14 protein-coding genes are annotated in these 19658 nt (G+C 67.5%); 2 read left to right on the top strand and 12 right to left on the bottom strand.

The window, feature by feature from the left end; genetic code table 11:
- Nucleotides 1–112: 112 nt before the first annotated feature.
- The 6 genes from Q0907_RS18315 to Q0907_RS18290 all read right to left on the bottom strand — a co-directional run bounded on the left by Q0907_RS18315 (nucleotide 113) and on the right by Q0907_RS18290 (nucleotide 9573).
- A complete protein-coding gene (locus tag Q0907_RS18315) occupies nucleotides 113–739 on the bottom strand; it encodes a tyrosine-type recombinase/integrase (protein WP_299347388.1) in 627 nt (208 codons plus the stop codon).
- A gap of 213 nt (nucleotides 740–952) precedes the next feature.
- Nucleotides 953–5548: an autotransporter domain-containing protein gene (locus tag Q0907_RS18310; protein ID WP_299347387.1), complete on the bottom strand. Its 4596-nt coding sequence runs from the start codon at nucleotides 5546–5548 to the stop codon at nucleotides 953–955.
- Nucleotides 5549–5807: 259 nt separating this feature from the next.
- Nucleotides 5808–6725, bottom strand: coding sequence for a hypothetical protein (locus tag Q0907_RS18305; protein WP_299347385.1), 918 nt, complete (start codon nucleotides 6723–6725; stop codon nucleotides 5808–5810).
- Nucleotides 6726–6808: 83 nt separating this feature from the next.
- Nucleotides 6809–7486 carry a rhodanese-like domain-containing protein gene (locus Q0907_RS18300; RefSeq protein ID WP_299347383.1) on the bottom strand — a complete coding sequence of 226 codons (678 nt, stop codon included), beginning with the start codon at nucleotides 7484–7486 and terminating at the stop codon, nucleotides 6809–6811.
- Nucleotides 7483–8757 (bottom strand): hypothetical protein, encoded by a 1275-nt coding sequence (locus Q0907_RS18295; protein WP_299347381.1) that lies wholly within the window; start codon nucleotides 8755–8757, stop codon nucleotides 7483–7485. The genes Q0907_RS18300 and Q0907_RS18295 overlap by 4 nt, the downstream gene beginning before the upstream one ends.
- Before the next feature lie 255 nt (nucleotides 8758–9012).
- Entirely contained in the window at nucleotides 9013–9573 is a 561-nt protein-coding gene (locus Q0907_RS18290; RefSeq protein WP_299347380.1) for a sigma-70 family RNA polymerase sigma factor, read from the bottom strand.
- A gap of 106 nt (nucleotides 9574–9679) precedes the next feature.
- Here Q0907_RS18290 and Q0907_RS18285 point away from each other — a divergent pair, with 106 nt between their 5' ends.
- Nucleotides 9680–12049 carry a serine/threonine-protein kinase gene (locus Q0907_RS18285; RefSeq protein WP_299347378.1) on the top strand — a complete coding sequence of 790 codons (2370 nt, stop codon included), beginning with the start codon at nucleotides 9680–9682 and terminating at the stop codon, nucleotides 12047–12049.
- 85 nt (nucleotides 12050–12134) lie between these two features.
- Here the strand turns inward: Q0907_RS18285 and Q0907_RS18280 are convergent, their stop codons facing one another.
- The 6 genes from Q0907_RS18280 to Q0907_RS18255 all read right to left on the bottom strand — a co-directional run bounded on the left by Q0907_RS18280 (nucleotide 12135) and on the right by Q0907_RS18255 (nucleotide 16503).
- Nucleotides 12135–13163, bottom strand: a complete 1029-nt coding sequence (locus Q0907_RS18280; RefSeq protein ID WP_299347376.1) for a hypothetical protein — start codon at nucleotides 13161–13163, stop codon at nucleotides 12135–12137.
- A gap of 172 nt (nucleotides 13164–13335) precedes the next feature.
- Nucleotides 13336–13608: a DUF4282 domain-containing protein gene (locus tag Q0907_RS18275; protein WP_299347374.1), complete on the bottom strand. Its 273-nt coding sequence runs from the start codon at nucleotides 13606–13608 to the stop codon at nucleotides 13336–13338.
- 42 nt (nucleotides 13609–13650) lie between these two features.
- Nucleotides 13651–13956 carry a hypothetical protein gene (locus Q0907_RS18270; protein ID WP_299347372.1) on the bottom strand — a complete coding sequence of 102 codons (306 nt, stop codon included), beginning with the start codon at nucleotides 13954–13956 and terminating at the stop codon, nucleotides 13651–13653.
- Nucleotide 13957: 1 nt separating this feature from the next.
- The gene (locus Q0907_RS18265; protein WP_299347370.1) at nucleotides 13958–14749 is read right to left on the bottom strand and encodes a hypothetical protein; all 792 of its coding nucleotides are present in this window, start codon (nucleotides 14747–14749) and stop codon (nucleotides 13958–13960) included.
- Entirely contained in the window at nucleotides 14736–15683 is a 948-nt protein-coding gene (locus Q0907_RS18260; RefSeq protein WP_299347368.1) for a hypothetical protein, read from the bottom strand. The genes Q0907_RS18265 and Q0907_RS18260 overlap by 14 nt, the downstream gene beginning before the upstream one ends.
- Before the next feature lie 61 nt (nucleotides 15684–15744).
- Nucleotides 15745–16503, bottom strand: a complete 759-nt coding sequence (locus tag Q0907_RS18255) for an OmpA family protein (RefSeq protein WP_299347366.1) — start codon at nucleotides 16501–16503, stop codon at nucleotides 15745–15747.
- A gap of 315 nt (nucleotides 16504–16818) precedes the next feature.
- On the opposite strand from Q0907_RS18255, the gene Q0907_RS18250 reads away from it, so the two are divergent.
- Nucleotides 16819–19566, top strand: coding sequence for a winged helix-turn-helix domain-containing protein (locus tag Q0907_RS18250; protein ID WP_299347365.1), 2748 nt, complete (start codon nucleotides 16819–16821; stop codon nucleotides 19564–19566).
- Nucleotides 19567–19658 lie beyond the last annotated feature (92 nt).

Raw genomic sequence — 19658 nt, 5'->3', positions numbered from 1 at the left:
CGCAAGACGCTGGACTACGAAACACCAGCAGAGCGATATCGACAAACTGTTGCGTCGATTGGTTGAATCCAAGGTCGAAAGCGGCCGTGCGAAGGCCGCTTTCGTGGTCGAGCTATGCTTCGGTCTGCTCTGCTAGCACAAGAGCATCATCCACCTCCACCCCGAGGTAACGGACGGTGCTCTCAATCTTGCTGTGCCCCAGCAGCAACTGGACGGCACGCAGATTCTTGGTCCTTTGATAGATGAGTGATGCCTTGGTGCGACGCATGGAGTGCGTCCCGTAGTTCACTGGATCCAGATCGATACTAAGCACCCAAGCCTTCACCAAGCGAGCGTACTGGCGCGTGGAAAGGTGGGACGAGCCTCGCTGCCTGCCGGGAAAGAGGTGATCGTCCAAGCCAAGCTCCTGGCTATCGATCCAAGCGACCAATGCGTCTCTAGTCTGCGGCGTGATCTCGAACTGAACAGGACGCTTTGTCTTGCGCTGGATGACGCATCCTCTTGAGCCAATGTGCATGCCATGTGCAACGTCACGTACCCGCAGCCCAACCAAGTCGCATGCGCGCAGCTTGCTGTCGATGGCGAGATCAAAGAGCGCCAGCTGCCGACTATCGCCCTTGAGCTGAAGCCTGACTCGAATCGACCATATCTCCTTGAGCTTCAGAGGCGCCTTCTGCCCAACCAGCTTGCCTAGGTTCCAAGCAGGACGTGCCGCTGAACGGCCTGAGCTTCGCTTCATAGCTTTCTCCAATCCCGAGATGGGATGGAGAGGCTCCGGTTACCTCTGTATCGCCTTAGTTAAGAGCTATTACAAGACCCAGCTTGGCCGTTTCGACCCAGATCGGGCATCAGTTAATCGTGGGATCAGATCAATCTTGAAGATTGAAGTTCCGGTCGATTGCAATGGGCCACCCGTAGGTGGCCCATTGCACCTCATGTGACCAACGATGGCTCAGAAGCGCCAGTCCAGTCGCGCCATCGCGCCATGCGTGGTGCCGCTGCCGGAGAATGTGCCTTCGTAACGCAGGCCCAGCGACAGTCGGTCGGTGACCGGCCAGGACGCACCGGCGGCCACGCGCACGCGTGACTTGTCGGCCTCCGGGCCACGCACGGCGAACGGCGTCGGGCTGCCGGCGAACAGACCGCTGCGTTCCGCGATGCGGTCAGCGGCCACGTCCTGCACATGGACCGCGCGCAGCTCGTAACCGCCCGCGCCCAGTGCGCCGGACACGCGCAAGCCCAAGCCGAGATCCAACTGCTCGTGGCGTTGCCGTTCCAGCGACAGGTCCAGCGCGCCTGCGCCGGACTCGTGGATCGCGTCGAAGTTTGCTCGCAGCGCATCCACGGTCAACACGGGAGCCAGTGCCACCGCGCCGTCGTAAAGCGTCCACGCCAGCTCGCCGCTGAACCCGAATGCATCCATTGCCTGTTCCGCCGTCGCAGTGCGCGTCAGTGCGCCGAACGCGATCCCACGGGCCATGTCGGCGTCACCATCCATGTAACCCAGCGCACCACGGGCCTCCCATGCTCCCTGCGACCAGCCGGCGTAGACACCAGCGTGCCAGGCATCACCACGCGCACGCGACGCACGTCCGTCCACGTCGGCCCGTGTATCGGTCATGCCGATCGCCGCACCCAGCGTCCAGCCACCGTCCGCCGTCGTCGCGCCGCTGCCATAACCCAGTGCGATGCCCCCAACCTGGTGGTCGAGCGCGGCCGCGTTGCCATCGCCGTCGATGTCGCCGGACCCGTACACGCCGGCCAGCCACAGCCCCGGGCCATCGGCCAGCGGCTGCCGCAGCAGGGTCCGGTTGAACGCGCCGCCCGCCGCCGCCATCGCCTGCTGGTTGCCGGCGTGGATCTCGCCGGACGCGGCATCGAAGGCAGCACGTGCCGACGACGCATCCAGCATCAGCACGGTGTTGTACACCGCCAGGGCATCACCCGAGGGGCTGAGATCGCGCAGCGCGGTCGACGACTGCAGCTGGTTCCAGCTCTGCGCGACATCCGGGAACGTCGCCACCTTGGCCAAGGTCAGCCACGCGCTGTTGCCGGTGTAGCCCAGGGTGAAGTCGAGGAAGGCGGAGTCGTCGTTCACGCCGGCGAAGGTGCCGGTCAATCCACCCGCCGCGGTGAGGAAGGTGTACTGCTGGCCGTCGGTGTAGGCGGTGTGCGGATCCAGTGCACGCACCTCAACCGTACCTCCCTGCAGGTCGGCCCGACCGCCGACCTGCAGCAGGTCGCTGCGGCCATCCGCGGCCACTTCCACTTCGAACGTCGAGCCGGCCAGGAACGTCACGTCGCCATCGGCCAACAGGGTGCCGATGGAATTGCCTGGTGCCACCCGGCCGGCGATGCGCAGGTCGTTGGCGCGGCCGGTGCCCGACAGGGTCGCGGCCGCCGCCAGGTCCAGCATCCCGCCGAGTACGCCGGAGAGGTGGAACACGCCACTGCCGCTGCCGAGCGTGCCCGAGTAGCCGCTGCCGTCGCCGGCGAAGTCGAACACGCCGCCACCAATACGATGGAACGCCGCACTGCCGCTGAGCGCACCGCTGTAGCGGACGTTGCCCGCAGTCTCCAGACGACCGCCCTCGTTGCCGATGTCGAAGCCGCGCGCCGTGCTGAATCCGTCGCCCACGCGCAATGTGCCGCCGCGGAAGGTGACGTCGCCCTGCGCCGCGCCCAGTGCCGCGTCCGATGCGGCTTCCAGCACGCCTTCGAACAGCTGCGTGCCGCCTGCGTAGGTATTGGTGCCCGACAGCACCAGCGTGCCTGCGTCGCGACGGACCAGCGCACCGTCACCGGTCAGCGCCACCGACAGCCGCGCGGTGTGGCCCGGGTCGACGCGGATGATCGTCTCCGGCTCGACCAGCGACAGCGCACCGCCCTGGCCGGCGACGACAGAGTAGCCGTCCGCCGCGAATTGCAGGCCGGTGACCTGCTGCTCGCCGACCACGGTCACGGTACCGCCGCTGCCCTGGAACACGGCGAAGTTGCCTCCCCACGCGTCCTCGCGCGTGCCGTTGGCATCGGTCCAGTGCGCCGATCCCGCGTCCCAAGTACCGGATCCACCCTGCCAGAACAGGATCGGCGCATCGATGCCGCCGACGATGAGGTTCACTTGACCGCCGATCGCAGTCTGGATACCGAAGGCCGCATCGTCGAAACCGCCGCCGACCACCCCGGCGACTGCAAGGCCGCGGTCGGTCAGCGCGCCGCCGTAGTTGAACAGGCGGTACACACCATTGCCGAACGCAGGCGCGGCATCCACATGCAGCTGGCCGTCGAGCACGAGCGCACCCGTGACGTTGACCAGATCGTTGTCGGCACCGCCGACGACATCCGCCGTGCCCAGATCGAAGCGCACGATCGATTGCTCGGACAGCGACAGGCTACCAACCGTCAGCGTGCCGACGTCCATGCCGCCCGGCGAGAACGTGGCGCCATCGCTGACGGTCACCGCGCCGACCGTGCCGGAGCCGCCGAAGGTGCCACCGGTGACCGCGACCGTGCCGCCCAGCCCGCCATCGACCAGCAGCGTACCGCCAGTGACAGAGGTGGTGCCGGTATAGCCGGCGCTATCTCCGGTGAGGCGCGTGTCGCCGGCGACGTGCTGCAGTCGGCCCGTCCCCGAAAGCGACGTGCCGAACACGTAGCCGGTGTCGGTGTGGTTGAACAGCAACGTGCCGCGATAACTTTGATAAGGATTGGCTATCGACAACGCGTCGACATCGAAGAGGCCGGCCGCGGTCGCCGCCAGCGGATCGCGATTGCCGTCGATACCGCCGCCGATCGCGAGCACGCCGCCGTACCCCAGCGTCGCGATTTGGCCATGGATGCGGCCACCGTCGGACAGTGTCAACGTTCCATTCGGTGCGTCGCGGCCGTCGCTGCCGATCTGCACATGGCCCGACTCCCAGACCGAGCCCGCACCGGTGATCGCGACATGGCCCCAGCCGTTCAGTCCGCCGGTGCCGATGTTGGCGTTCCCGCTGACCACGCGGCCGCCATCGGCGATCGTCATCATGCCGTCGCCGCGGAAGCCATGGATGTCCAGATCGCCCGCGATCTCCAGCAGGCTGCCGGCGCCTTCAACCGTCAGCTGGCCAAGGCCGTCATAACCGACCTCCGCGGTCGTCGCAGTGACGTGGCCGCCGTTGCTGACGCGCAGATGCCCGGTGGCATCGCCCTGGCCGATGCGCAGCAGGTTGGCGATAGTCCAGCGCGATCCGGCGCCCGCCACGTGGGCGTTGCCATTGCCGATCGTGTAGCCGTGGCCGACGTACGCGTTTTGCGTGCTCGCGGTGGCGCCATCCAGGACTTCCAGCAGGCCTTCGCCGCCGGTGACGCCGATGCGCAGGTCGCCGGTGTTCGCCCAGTGCGAACCCGCGCCGGTCACCGTGAGTCGCCCGTCCGCGCGTTCGGCGGCACCGTTGCTGCCACTGCCGATGTTGGCCTGCGCACTGCTGGCGGCACCGCCGTTCTCGACCACGACGCGTCCGACGCCGGAGGAACCGACCGTCAGCTGCCCGGTCACACTCCACTGCGAGCCAGCTCCGGACACCTGCACGGCGCCGTCGCTGCCGGCGCGCACACCGACGCTGGCGTCGCGCGCGACCGTGACCTGACCACCCTCGACGATGGACAGTCGGCCGAAGGTGTCCCATGTCGGCGCCACTGCAAGGTGGCCACCGATCGCCCACAGGGAATTCACGCCAGTCACGGTCACGAACCCGCGCGCACCGCCCTCCCAGCCCACGTAGCCGCCGCGCCCCGAGTAACCGATGTCGGCGTACTCGTTGGTCTGCAACGTGCTGCCGCCGGACACCGTCACGGTGCCGGTGGTGCGGTTGCCGCTGGCAACCGCCAGGTCCTGCGAGCTCACGCGACTGCCGCCGCTCAAGGTCAGCGTACCGAGGCTGTCGTTGTCGGAGCCGACGACCAGCGTATTGCTGACGATGACTTCGCCACCGTCCTCGACCAGCAGCCGGCCATCGCCGTAGGTGCGGTTGCTGGCCGCACTGTAGCCGCCCAGGAACAAGCTGCTGCGCGCGGTGAGCATGGAGCCGCCGCCAGTGACCCGTACCGTGCCGATGCTGAGGGGGCCGGTCTGCGCGCTGCCGAGGTCGCCAAGCCCGATGTAGACCGCGCCGCTCGAATGCAGGCCGCCGCCATTGCGGATGGTCAGCAGGGCCTCGCCGCCGGCGTCACCGATCACGGCATCGTGGATTGCCGTGGTGGTCCGTGCGCCGACCTGTGCATTGTCGATAACCGCGCCGTCGCCGGTGGTGCGGCGGATCCTGGGATTGACGTTCATGCCAGTGCCCGGCACGTTGCCGGCTGCCCAATTGGCACCGTCGCGCCAGTCACCGCTGCTGCCGTTGCCGGTCCACTCCTGCGCCGCGGCCGTCGATGGCAACCATGCACCCGCCGCCAGTGCGACGCAGATCGCCGCCGCCAGCCCGCTGCGCTCCGGCCGCCGCACCTGCTCGCCCTTCCCCTTGGCACCGGCGCTACGCGCCGGCATCGAACCCGTTGCCTTGCCCATCGTTCCATTCCCCGGTTTTGACGCGAAGTGCGCCGACATAGAGGGGAGGCGCAAAAGGAACGTGAAACGGATCACGCTTACTGAACTGATGATGCATTCCTCGCCGACTCCATCGACAAGGCGACCGCGCTGAAGAGCACGACGGCGGGGACCATGGCGACGCTCGCCATGCAGGTACGACGAGGCAACCCGCAACGTCGGCACGAGAGCTGACGCGTGATCGAGCAAGCAATCTGCCCAGTGCCAAGGGTGCGGCGATTCATCGATCGTAGCGTTGTGGCTCCGGCTCGACGTAGGGCTCAGCGACGTGCAGGTCCCAGAGACCCAAGCTGTGGCCCGATTGGAAGTAGCTGATACCCATCTCAGGCTCGCGCCTGCATTCTCCCCGCCGGTAACCGCCTTCGCAGGTCGCACGTACCGTGCGCAGCTCCCATGCCAGCCACCAGCGGGGAATCCAATCAGAGTCCACGTGCATTGACTGCCACACCGCTTGGGCAGCGGCAAGATCGAACTGTTCGGAAGGCGCAACGATCAGCAAAAGCGGACTGGTTTGCACGTCATGGAATCCGCGGCCCGTTGCTTTGACTTCTACGTCGATCGCCAGGAACTCGCGCGTGGCGCCCAACGGGCCATCACGCGCGATCGCCAGCCAGGCTGCACCAGTCGACCATCCCCGGCGTGAGGCAGGGGTACGCCCGTTCAAGGGCTCGGACGTCGCTACGATCTCGAAGGTTCCGCCACGCTCGGCGAACGCACGTAACGTGTCCCGTGCGATGCGGGCGGCTGCAGATCCCTGGCCTCCCGGTGCAGCATGCTGGCCAGCAATGCGGGACGGAGACCCTAGCGCGATGCGCGCGCCGCTCGTTGGCGCCACCGCCTGCCACAGCACGCAGGATGTCCATGCCGCGCACCCCGGCGTGCCGGGCTCGTAGTAGGGGATGCAAGGCTTCCTGCCGTCGCAAGGTGGCCCGTCGGGTGCAGCCGGGGCGTTTGCCGTCCAGCCCTTCGGAACCTCGATGCGACCGAAGGCAAGCGGCTCGCTACCCCCCTGCGTCACCGCCTCCGTCATCGGCAGCATGGCACGCGCTGCCGTCACGAACGGCATTTCCGCGGGCGTGGCCGCCATCGGTGGCAGACGGTCGTTGTCGAACCGCGCATCGCGCAGCACTCCGTCCATCGGGACTGCACCGGGTCCGGCAACGCTACACGCCGCCAGCAATACGGACAGCAGCCCCCATGGACGCCATCGGCGCACGCGAGTCACCGCGACGCGCCTTGCTGGCCCCCGCCTCTGTTTACCGGCAGGCCAGCTTGCCGCCAGGCCTCGAGGCCGCCGCGATACCAGTACACGTTGCGGAAGCCCATCCGGATCGCGCGCAGCGACGCGTTGTACGACCCCCAGCACTGCACGCCGGCGCAGTAGAACACCAGCATCTTCTGCAGGTCGCCGCCGGTGGCCTGCTTCAGATACTGGCCGAACTCGCGCTGTACCTCGTCGTCGAAACTTCCGCCCTGCGATGCAGGCGCGACCGCGATGGCGCCCGGCAGATGCTCCATGCCACCGAAGGCATGCAGCAGCATCACCTCGCCCTGCCTGCGCTGCAGCAGCTGCGACAACTGCTGCGTGCCGATCACCTTGCCGCCGGGGATCGAGGTGGGCGTGTACGCATGCAACCGATCGCTCGGCCGCAACTGCGGCGTCGGCGACACGCCGAAGTCCTGCGCCTCGCCGGGCGTGCCGCGCGACGGCGCTGGTTGGCCGCGATCCGGCATGCCCCCCGACGGAGGCATCCGGAGTGCGCGCTGCTCCTGTGCCAGCGGCGGCTGCGACGACGGACCGCCGAAGCTGTCTTGGGCCACGACCGGCGCGGGCAGCAGCCACGCGCAGGCCAGGGCGGTCGCCCACACCGCAGCGAGCAGCGTGGCAGCGCGGCTCACGGGATGCGCTCCAGTTCGGTCGCGTCGGTGGGATCGTGGTACGGATCGTTGGTGTTGTAGGCCTGGTTCGGATCGCGATTGCTCTGGAACACGCGGTCGCCGCCATGGATGCTCGATTTCACCACGCTGCCGTCGGTGCCCGCGTACGAGTTCACGCCATTGATCGTGTCCACCGTGCGCGCGTGGATGCGGTCATTGGTCGCGCTGGTGTTGGCGGCGATGGAGCTGTAAATGCCGGCGACTTCCTGGTTGGTGCGCATCCGGATCGCATGGCGATCCGCCGCGCCGCGCGCATTGATGATCGCCATCTGCCGGTTGTGCCAGTCGTTGATGCTGGCGCGCTGGTCGTTGCCGATCTGGCGTACCGCGGCCATGCCGCGCTCGGTGATGGCCTGCGCCCACTGCGGATTGACCCGCACAGTCTCGCCTATGCGCTCGGTCAGGCCCATGTCGAGGCGACCATTCGGCGCGCGGCTCGATGAGATCATGCTGGTACCTGCCACCACGTTGCCTTGCATTTCGGAGAACGTCACCGTGGCGCTGAGCATTTCGCGCATCTCCACGCCGTCCTTGTCGTAGGCGATCAGCAGGCGGCCGGCGTCGTGACGGATCCGGGCCCCGCCCATCGGCGCAGGCGCGGCGGCAGCGGCCTTACTTGCGACGTCGGGCTGGTCCTGGTAGTCCAGCACGCGTGCACCCGGACGCGTCCGCTGCACCGTCGCTTGCAGGAATTCGCGCGTGGACCGGTATGGCGCCACCGGACACGGGTTCATCTGGATCTGCGTGCCGGCGACCTGCCAGTTGAAGCCGGGCAGCAGCTCGACCGCGGTCAGGCTGTCCGGCGCCATCGTGGTCCATCCCATCTGGAACCGGTTGGTCACGCAGCTGGTCTGGTTATTCCACGTCACGCCTCCAACCGTGTCCCACCCATCCGGCACCTGCAGGTCCGCCACCACCATCGGCTGCCCGGCACCGGTCTTGTCGATGATCTGTGCCGGCCGCAGGCGGCGGGTATCGGGCGGTGGTGGCATCGCCATCTGCCTGCCGCCCCCATCGCTGACCACCATGCGGGCCGACATGTCGGGCTGCAGTCCGTCGCCCGCATCGTTGCCGTCAGGCCACGGCTGCGCATTGGCACCCTGAGCATCGTCGGCATAGGCTTCATCTCCCATTTGTCCATCATGGCCTTGTTGTGGGGCGCGACTGCAGGCGGCGGCAAATGCGGTGGCCAGCGCCAAGGCCAGCAACGTGGGAATACGGTGGTGCGTCATGGTCGGTCCCCCGGGCGGAATGCCCTGTCCGGTAAGGAGGCGCAGGACCGCGGAAAATCGGCTCACCAAATCGCAAGAACCCCGAGTGAGCCGATCCGGCCCCGCTTTGCGCCTCTCAGGGCAGAGGCCGTTGTGGCCGCCAAGGCGTATTGCGTGGATGTGGCCAGCCACAACTCGATGTCCAGAAACGCAGAGCCCGTAGCGCGTCCGGCTACCAGCTGCGCGTGGAATCGCGAACGCTTGGGCCTGCCTGGATCAGCCGACGGCGGACAGCGTCTCGAACAGCCAGGTGCGAGCGACTTGCCAATGCCGCTTCACGGTCGCCGGCGACAGGTCCAGCGCCTCGGCGGTCTCCTCGATCGTCAGCCCGCCGAAGTAGCGCAACTCGACAATGCGCGCCTTGTCCGGGTCCAGCCGCTCCAACGCTTCGAGTGCGCTGTCCAGGGCCTCGATGTCGATACCGCCGTCTTCGCCCGCCGCGAGCTCGATCTGGGTCAGCGACATCCGCTCACCGCCATCGCGCTTGTGTGCCGCGCGCCGGCGCGCGTGGTCGACCAGCACTTCGCGCATGATCCGTGCCGCCATGTGGACGAAATGGACGCGGTCCTTCCAATCGATCCGTTCGAGGCCACTGAGCCGCATGTAGGCCTCATTAACCAGCGCCGTCGCCTGCAGGGTATGGCCGGCTCGCTCCCCACCCAACTGGCGCTGGGCGATCGCGCGCAGCTCGGGATACGCCGCCTGTACCAGCCGATCGCGTGCGGCCAGGTCGCCTTGCCGCCATGCGGAAAGCCACGTCGTGAATGGTCCGTCCATGCGTCCGAGTCTAGCAGCGCATCCGCGACCCGACACGTGGGCAAGCGCCACCACTTTTGCTACGTTGATTGCGTCGGCGGGTCGCCCGCCGGCAAGGGGATACCGAATGGCAACGAACGACGAAGGTCAGGTGCTGCTCTGGTTCGAGCGCGCGCTCGACCAGCCGCCGCCGACACGCCGTGACTGGCTGGATGCGCAGTCGCTGCCCGAGTGGCTGCACCTGCGCGTGCTGCGCCTGCTTGAGACTGAGGCGTCGCTTGATGCCTTCCTTGAGAAGCCTGTCGCAGCGCCGGAGCCGGATGGCTTCCCACAACTGGGCGAGCGCCTTGGCAACTACGCGCTCGTCGAACGCATCGATAGCGGCGGCATGGGCGTGGTCTACCTGGCGCGCCGCGCGGATGACGCCTACGAGCAACGGGTCGCGGTCAAGCTGATCCGCCCCCTGCATCTGAGTGCCAGTGCGGCCTTCCGCGCGCAATTGGTCAGTCGCTTCGAGAACGAGCGCGCCCTGCTGGCGCAGCTGTCCCACCCGAACATCGCGCGCATCCTCGACGGTGGTACCACCTCGTCCGGATTGCCCTGGCTGGCGATGGAGTACGTCCCCGGTCTGTCGCTGATCGCGCACTGCGACCAACACACGCTCGACGTACCGGCGCGGCTGCGATTGTTCCGCAAGGTCTGCGACGGCGTGCAGGAAGCGCACCGCCACCTGATCGTGCACCGCGACCTCAAGCCCGAGAACATTCTGGTCGGCGAAGACGGTGAACCACGGCTACTCGACTTCGGCATAGCGCGCATGCTCGAGGCAGAAGAGGACGTTGGCAGTTCGCTGACGTCGCTGACGGCCATGACACCTGCTTACGCAAGCCCGGAGCAGGTGCGCCGTGAACCGACCACGACCCGTTCCGACGTGTACTCGCTGGGCGTGCTGCTGTTCCAGCTGCTGACGGGCATTCGCCCGTACGAGCTTGCAGGGCTCAGTCCGGCGCAGGCGGAACGTACCGTGTGCGAGACGCAGCCATTGCCGCTACGCAAGGCGGTGCGCGAGGCCAAGCTCGTGGACGAAGTGCGACGCCAGCGCGAGGGCACGCTGGACGACGACCTAGAGCGCATTGTCGCCAAAGCAATGCATAAGGACCCGGCGAGGCGCTACGGATCGGCCCAAGAACTGGGCGAGGACCTGCAGCGTCACCTTGAAGGTCGCCCAGTTCGCGCACACCCTGATTCGCGCCTCTACCGCGCCAGCAAGTTCATAGGTCGACATCGCCTAGGCACCACACTCGCCTCATTGGCGCTGGTGGCGATCATCAGCGCCACCGGCGTCGCTCTATGGCAGGCACGAGAAGCGGCGCGCGCAGCCGAGGACATGCGCCAGGTCAACGCTTTCCTGCTCGACGTGTTGTCTATGTCGGACCCATTCGAAGGAAGCGGCGAGCTGACGTTGAGTCAGGCACTGGACAGTGCCGCTGAACGCATCGACGACTATTTTCCGGATCGGCCTGACCTGTCTGCGGAGGTCCGATTCGGGATCGGCTATAGCATGATCGGGCGATACAGGCTGCCGCAGGCCGAGAAGCAGCTTGAGCTTGCCTTCCAGGAGAGTGAGCGCGTGTTCGGACGCGATGACGTGCGCACGATCCGCGTCATAGAAGGCCTCGCGGGGCTGCGCCAGGAGCAAGGTCGCATCGCCGATGCCGAGGCGCTGTATAAGATGGGCATCGCAGCATCCGACAAGCGCGAGTTCTATGACGACCCCATCCGGATGTATCTGCTCAACAATCTCGGCATGATGTATCTGACCGAAGAACGCTATGCCGACGCTGACGTGATGCTGCGGCGGGCAATGGCCGCATGGGAAGAGAATCATGGCGGCAATCGGGAAGAAGCGGATCGGGCGCGAACCCTTTCAAATCTGGCACAGGCAGCGCATGGCCTCGACCAATTGGAGCGTGCCGATCGCCTTTACGAGCAAGCGCAAGCATCACTGCAGAAGCAGTTCCCGGATGGCAATGCGGATCTCGCCATCGCGCTCGGAAATCGCGGCCAACTGGCCGAAGAACGGGGCGATCGTACAGGCGCGCTTGCGTTGTATAACCAGTCGCTGGAGATGCGGGAGCGTATATTTCATGGGGATCACCCAAGCATCGTCGTTGGGCTGGTGAACGTTGCACGGATGTCGGGCGCCACGGGCGCGCCTGCCAAAGCCTTGCCCCTAGCAGAGCGTGCGGCGGCGATGGCCGATCGCGTCTACACGGAACCCGCACCTCGCCATGCAACCACCTATGCGCTACTGGTCGAAGCGCGATTGGACGCTGGTGATACTCGTGGAGCATCGGAAGCGATGCGTCGCGCGAATGCCTTGGCGGCTCGCTTGGAGACGCAGCCGCCAACAACCCGTCAGAACCTGTCTCGTGCGCGTCAGCGCCTTTGTGCTGTGGACGCGCCTCCCCAAGATGTCTGCGGGCCGGGGAGATAGCGGACCAGTAAAGTCAGCGTCAATCGTGTCATTGGCAGCAGCCGATCGGCCTAAAGCGGACACCCCATATCAGGCAATGATTGGATTAGCGCTTCACGTAGCCAGTCGTGCCATCGGCGTACAGCACAATCTGTTCCCAAGCTTCGCCGTTGCGGTCGACCATGCCACGGCGCTGGTAGCGCTCTCCCGGATTCAACGTTTCAAGCACGGGCGCTTCCGCATCGGGGAATTCGCGGACCTGCACCGTATCCCGCGCCTGCCATTGGCCACCCTGCGGTTTGACCCGGAACTCCAGCGTCGCCATCCGTGCCATCACCGGGTCGTGCACGTAGGCCTTGCGCTTGTCCGCCCCCCACGGCGCCACCTCGATCCACCCCGTCGTGCCCACGATGCCACTGACCGGGATGAGCAGATCCTTGCCCAGGTCGTCGATCGGGGGCGCCTGCGGCGAGGGAGCCGCGTGGAAAACAACCGGCGTCGCCTGGCGATGACTCCACTTGGGCAGGTTGCGACTGCGCACGAGCGAGATCGGCTGCGCGGAGATCGCGATGCCGGCGGGCATGGAGGTGGCGCCGGACGTGGCCAACACGTCCGCCGGTAACGCGGCGAGATTGCGCGGGTTGCCAGCGACGAGCTTCACCCCATTGCGGGTGCGGTACACCAAGGTCGGGAATGCGAACGTCGAGGAGCGGTCGTACGGCCGCATCTGGTAGTTGACGCTGTCCATCACTCCCTGGTTGTAAGCGAGGCCACGCTGCGCCGCCGCCGTATCCGGCAAGCGCGCACTGCGGCCGTTGAACGCCCCTGCGATGCTGGCGCCATCGCGTGCCGCCACCACGCCGGTCGCCGTGCCACCCGCCACCGGAATCCATCGCAACTGCACCTTCCCGGCGAGGCTGCGCGTGTCGTCGTAGAGACGCTTGCTCCACGCGCAATCGGTGCTGTACAGCACGTAGACCGGCTTGTCCGCGGCCTGGCCATCCGCCGCCCATATCGCGTTCTCCACCGTGTCCAACAGCTGCGCAGCGGGCGCCGATGAGGACACCACCACCTGCTTGCCGCGATCCACGGCTTCGCCGCGCAGCGGCAGCAAGGTGACGAACGTCAGGGCCATCGCAGCGAAGAGACGCCGTGCCGCTCCCGGCCCGCCTGCATATTCGATTCCGTTTTTAAGTGCGGAAGGATGAATCCCCATGCCTGCTCCCCTGTTCTGTAATGGCACGCGTACACCCGCGCCCCGCGGGGACGGCGATGCATGGCGGAAGGATGTGCCGCGGTCGCGCGGCCTATTTCCTGCGGATGTCCTGCAGGGCTTCGTTGATCTTGAACAGCACGATCATGATTTCGCAGTAGATGCGTGCCAGCAGCGCAGACAGCGTGGCCAGGATGGGCGCGGCCACCACCATGCCGAAACCGGCGAAGCCCGAGTAACGCATCATCCCGAAGCCCTTGAACATCAGAACCAGTCCGGACACGACGGCGCCCGCCAGCAGGATCCAGTAGATGAAGGTGATCATCTTCGGGGTCACCATCGCATCGAAATAGAGCCAGTCCCTCATTGCGTTCTCTCCTGTTGGAATCATGATCGGGATGGCGGGCACTCAGTCCGTCACCCGCTTGTAGGTGACGCCCATCGGGCCGGACAGGGTGTTCCCATCCACGCGCGTGAGCACCAGCGCCGCGCCGTCGATGTCGGGATGCGACAGACGCACGCGATCGTCATCCACCTCGTAGCGCAGGCGGACCTCGACGCCGCCCAGCGCGGCGGACTGCACGACCGAACCGTCGCGCTCGAACCGCAGCTGGCTCAATCCCATCGCATCTTCGTAGGTACCCTGCATGCCGCTGCCGCAGGCGGCCAGCAGCAACACCAGGCACGCCAGCGGGACGATTCGCGCGATCGCCATGTCATGGTCCCCCTGCGCCGAACTGCCGATCGCCCAGCGACACCGGTCTCCCGTAGCGGTCGCTGCCGATGCTGTAGCCCTCCAGGCGCGCGGTGATCACCGGACCATCGCTGCGGCGGTTGACGCCGGTGATGCGCAGGCGGCTGTCCAGCGTGACGTCGCGCAGTCCGCTGTTGCGCGCCAGCACGTCCTGCGCGGCGGCCGCATCGAGCGGCCAGAAGTTGAGCTCTTCCGGGTTGTCGATCTGCAGGCTGACGCGTTGCTGGCGTTCGGCGGGCGACGGTTGCGCGTTGAAATGGAACACGCTGCCGGGCATGAAGGCATCGAGGTAGTAGCCGCCGCGCGCACTGTCGTACTCGCCGAACCGCGCGTTGACGTTCAGGCGCAACCGTCCGACGTCGGCAGTGCCGTCATGGATCGCCTGCAGGCGCCCCCGTTCGTCCAGCAGCAGTGCGGGGCGCTGGAACTCGTCGGCATAGACCACCCGCGACTGCTGGCCCGCCCACGTGGCGATGGGCGGCTCGCGTCCTTCCAGACGATAGGACAGCAGCAGCATCTGCAGGTCGTCCGGATGGTCCAGCTGGCGTTCGCCGTAACGCGCTTCCGTCGCCGCAGGCTGCGTGGAAGAAGACGTCGATGTCGTGCCCGCCACCGGCGCATCGCTGGACGACGATGCCGGCGTTGCGGTGGCCGCAGCCGGCGCTTCGACCGCGGCGTCGTTGTTGCCACCGCATGCGGACAGCACCAGGAGCAGCGCCACGATCGCGGACGCGCGGACTTCAGAGGCGGACATCGCTGGCATCGCCGGCCTCCTTGACCTCGGCATCGCGACGCGCCTGGCCGAGCCGCTGCAACTCCGCCCCCATGCCTTCCACGACGGCGTAAGTGTCGCTCTGCTGGATCATGGCGGTGTAGAACTCCATCACCAGCCCCGGGTTCTTGCCGCTCAGCACGACACGCGCACTGATGTTCAGGCCACACCCCTCGGTCCAGCGGGCGCTGGTGTTGTCGCTGGCCGCATAGACACCGTTGCGGCACTGGTTGAACAGTGGATTGGCCTCGGACAGCGGATTGCCCGCACGGTCGTAGATCCACTGCAGATCACGCGTGCCGGCCGCATAGCCGCGCGGCGAATCGATGTTCTCGCGCACCTGCGGCTGTCCGTACTTGCCGGTCAGCGCTTCCAGCGTGGCATCCACCGACGGCATCTGGCCATCGCGGAACTTCTGCGTGCGCCAGATCGCGACCGCCGTTTCCCTGCCCGGCACGCCCGGCGTGGCGACGCTGATGATTTCGTCGGTGTGCTCCCACTTGAATTTGCCGCGGCACTCCTGCCACTCGCGCGCGAAGTTGCACGGCCGGTAGCTGCCTTTCTCGACGGTGAAGAACTGCGGGCCCAGCTCGACGCCGTAGGTATCCAGCCGATCGAGCCAGCGCTTTTCCTCGGTCACCACCGCGTCTTCGCCCAGCGTGCAGCGCACGATGGACAGCGCTTCCTCGCGCGTCATGCCCGGGCGCAACCCGGTGATGTCCGGGCCGACCAAGTCCTTGCGCACCTTCGGCGGACAACGCAGCGACGCGGTGTCGTCGGGCGCGGCCGCCGCCGCTTCCTCTAGCTCATCGACCGGCACGCCCATTTCCTCCTGGCCGTCGGCGAGGTCGTTGTCGCCGCCGCAGGCGGACAGCAGCAGGACGGACAGGGCCAGCAGGGGCAAGGTCTTCGTCATCGGCATTTCCTTTTCTGGTTGATGGGTGTCGTGGCGCGCGCGGGCGACACGGCGCAAAGGTTCAGTCCAGCAACACGATCTCGACCCGGCGATTGGCTTCCGCCTCGGGCGTGCGCGGTTGCTTGAGGCGTGTCTTGCCGAAGCCCTGCACGTCGACGCGTTGCGGCACGATGCCGAACGCACGCTGCAGGTATTCGGCGACAGCCGCCGCACGCTGGCGCGACAGGCGCAGGTTGGCGTCCGGGTTGCCGACGGCATCGGTATGGCCGTGGATGCCGATGCGCCGTGCGGACAGCGCGGGCGTCAGCAGGATCCGTCCCAACTCGTCGAGTTGCGGCAGGCTGTCTGGCCGGATCGTCGCCTGCGCGAAATCGAACAGGATGTTCAGATCGACGCGGCCCGCGTTCGTCAGCGCGTCGCCAAGGCGTCCCGCATCCTGCAGGTCGGCCTGCGCGACCGGCATGGCGATGGCGCAGGTGGCTGGCGGTGTCACCGGTGATGGCGCGCGGGCCAGGTCGAACTGCTTGCATGCGGGCGCACCGCTGACCTTGCCGGTGAACCGGCGACCCTCCGCATCGACATGGCCGTCGAAGTGCACCACGCGGTAGCCCCCGGGCTTGAGCAGCCAGTCCCCGCCCTTGAGTTGCAGCCGGCCTGACGCGGGGTCGTACTGGCCGGTCATGGTGAAGCAGCCGGTCGGCACCCGCGGATTGCGCGGATCCGCATAAAAATGGAAGAGCGCGCGTGCCTGCGTGGGCGTGGCCTCGGCGATGCTGAGCGTCAGCCCGGTCAGGCCCTGCGCGCAGACATAAGTGCCCACCCACGGACCCAGGACGCTGCGCGCAGGCGCTGGGGTCTGGGCAACGACCGCTCCGGCAACACCACACCCTAAGGCGGCGATGAGCAGGGTGATAAGCACGCCCCGGCCCCGCCACCCCCGTCGGCTTCCCCTGTCCGTTCCCATGCGCGCTCCCCTGGATGTCCGTCCGGGAGCCACATGGCCCGGGCATGGAACCGAGGCTGCGGGCCCTGCGCCCCTGACGTCCTCATGGAGTTTTCAAGAAACCTTCAAGCCCGCCAGGAGGGGGTTTTCGCCCATGCAATCGACGCTGTAACCGGCGTTATCATCGATCGCATGCCACCTTCCCCGCCTCCCGACGCCCGCCTCTACCGCTGGCGCTTCGGCACCGTCGAGTTCGATGAAGCCCGCCACGAGCTGCGGGTCGCCGGCCTAGCCGTCGACATCGAGCACAAGCCGCTGCAGGTGCTGTCGGTACTGCTGCGCCACGTCGGCGAGGTGGTGACCAAGGAGGAACTGTTCGATCAGGTCTGGACCGGCCGGATCACCGTCGACCACGTCCTGGCCACCGCCATCGGCAAGCTGCGCAAGGCGCTCGATGCCGCCGGCGAAGACCGCATCGCCACCGTGCCGCGCGTGGGCTACCGCCTCGACGGCCCGGTCGAACGCGTGGCGCAGGGACAACGGCTCGGCACCGCGCTGAGTTTCGTCGCCGGCCAACCGGTGCCCGGCCGCGAACACTTCCTGCTCGAACGCCCGCTCGGCCGCACCCTGGGCAGCGAAGTCTGGCTGGCCCGCCAGCCACGCAGCCGCGATGCGCGCGTGTTCAAGTTCAGCGTGGGTGGCGAGCGCCTGGCCGCCATCAAGCGCGAGGCCACGCTGATGCGCGTGCTGCGCGACACGCTGGGCGAACGCGACGACTTCGTGCGCGTGCTGGACTGGAACTTCGAGACCGAACCCTATTTCCTGGAGTGCGAGTACGGCGGCCAGGCGCTGCCTGATTGGGCGGCGGAGCACGATGCGCTCGCTGGCTGGGACCGCGCACGCAAGCTGGCGTTCTTCCTGCAGATCGCGGCGGCCGTGGATGCCGCACATGGCGTGGGCGTGCTGCACAAGGACATCAAGCCGGACAACGTGCTGGTGCGCGCACGTCAGGGCGAGCGCTGGCAGCCCTGCCTCACCGACTTCGGCAACAGCCGCCTGCTGCAACCGGAACGGCTGGCCGAACTCGGCATCACCGGCATGGGCATGACGGTGACCACCGCCGGCAGCGACAGCTCCGGCACCCCGCTCTACCTGGCGCCGGAACTGATCGCCGGACAGCCGGCCACGGTGCGCAGCGACGTCTACGCTCTGGGCGTGCTGCTGTACCAGTGGCTGGTGGGCGACCTGCGCCGCCCGATGGCGCCCGGATGGGAACGCGACATCGATGATCCGCTGCTGGTGGAAGACATCGGCCGCGCCACCGACGGCGACCCGACGCGGCGCCTCGGCAGCGTAGCGGACCTGATCGATCGCCTGTCCTCGTTGCCGCAGCGACGCGCACGCGAGGACGAACAACAAACGGCAGAGCGCAACGCCCGGCACGCGCAACGGATGCTGGAACGCACGCATGCGCGGCGTCCCTGGATCGTCGCCAGCTTCGTGCTGCTCAGCGCAGGCCTGCTGGCGAGTTCGCTGTTCTGGTACCGCAGCGAACAGCAGCGCCAGAGCGCGGCAATGCAGGCCGCCCGCGCAGAGGCGGTGACGCGCTTCCTCAGCGACGACCTGATCGGCGCACTGAGTCCGGGCGGCGTAGGCTTCGAACGCGATCCGACCGTGCGGCAGATGCTCGAACAGGCCGGCGCACCGCTGGCCGCGCGCTTCGACCGCGATCCCGCCGTGCGCGGCGGCATCCACGCGGCACTGGGGGATGCCTGGCGCACGCTCGGCGACCGCGAGCGCGCCGCCGACCATCTGCGGCAGGCGGTGCAGGACTACGGCCGCGCCTTTGGCGTGGACGACGAACAGACACTGGTCACGCGCTACGGCCTGGTGCGCACGCTGGCCTATGCCGGCACGCGCGAATCCTTCGCCGAGGCCGAGCGGCAGTTGCAGGAGGCCGACCGCCTCGCCGGCCGCCTACGGCTGGACGGCCGGAACGACGTGGCCCTGTATGCCGCCATCGCGCGCGGCCAGCTTCACTTCCAGCAACTGCAGATCGAACCGTCGCTGGTCGCGCACCGCCGCGCGGATGCGTTGCAGCGTGCGTTGCGTCCCGACGACGCCTCGATGGCGGCGCTGATCCGCTCCAACATCGCCGATGCCCTGCTCCGCTCCGGCAAGGCCGAAGAAGCGGTGCCACTGCTGCAACAGCTGTTGGTCGATCCGTTGCTGGACGCCGGCCGGATCGGCGAGTCCACCGTCGCCGGCTACCGCGTGATGCTGGCGCGGGCGCTGCGCAACATGGGCCGCTACGCCGAGGCGCTGCCGATCGCACAGACCGCGGCCGCCACCACCGAACGCATCCTCGGCCCCGACGACTACACCACGCTGGTGCAGCTCTCGCTGGTGGCCAGCATCCACGACTACGCCGACGCCTGCCCCAAGGCCTTGCCCATCGCGCGCACGGTGCGCGAGCGCATGGCGAAGCGCTACGGCGAAGAACGCCAGGCCACGCTGATCGAGACGGGCAACCTGGGCTTCAAGGAGTACGACTGCGGCGACCGTCCGGCGGGCCTGGCCTACCTGCGCCAGGCGGAGAGCGGCCTGCGCCGGCATTTCGGCGAAGACAACGTCGCCGCGCACAGCTTCCGCTATGCGCTCGCCGGCCACCTCGCCACCGAAGGCCAGTACACCGAAGCGCTGGAGATGGTAGATGGCCTCAGCGTGCCTGCCCTCACCGCCGGCGACTCCACGCCCGGCTGGGAACACCGGCTGCAGGCGCTGCGCGGCCAGATCCTCATGCAGTCGGGTCACGCGCAGGAAGGCCGCCCGCTGCTGGTTGCCGCAGTGGCGGCGCTGACCGACCTCGGCACGCCGGAGGAAGACGAGATGGCCGCGTGGCAACGCTTGTTGCAGGGCCCGGGAGGCGCGGGGGATTGAGGTGGTATCCGGGGGGATGGACGTCCGCCTCGCTCAAAGCGGGGCCGGCCTGCCTCCACTGCCGGCGATGCGGGTTCGCAGAACCCGCGGGA

Origin of the sequence: uncultured Pseudoxanthomonas sp. (assembly GCF_947498795.1) — a bacterium.
GTDB lineage: Bacteria > Pseudomonadota > Gammaproteobacteria > Xanthomonadales > Xanthomonadaceae > Pseudoxanthomonas_A.
Note: the sequence above shows the minus strand (reverse complement) of the source record. Positions and strands in the feature narration are given on the sequence as shown.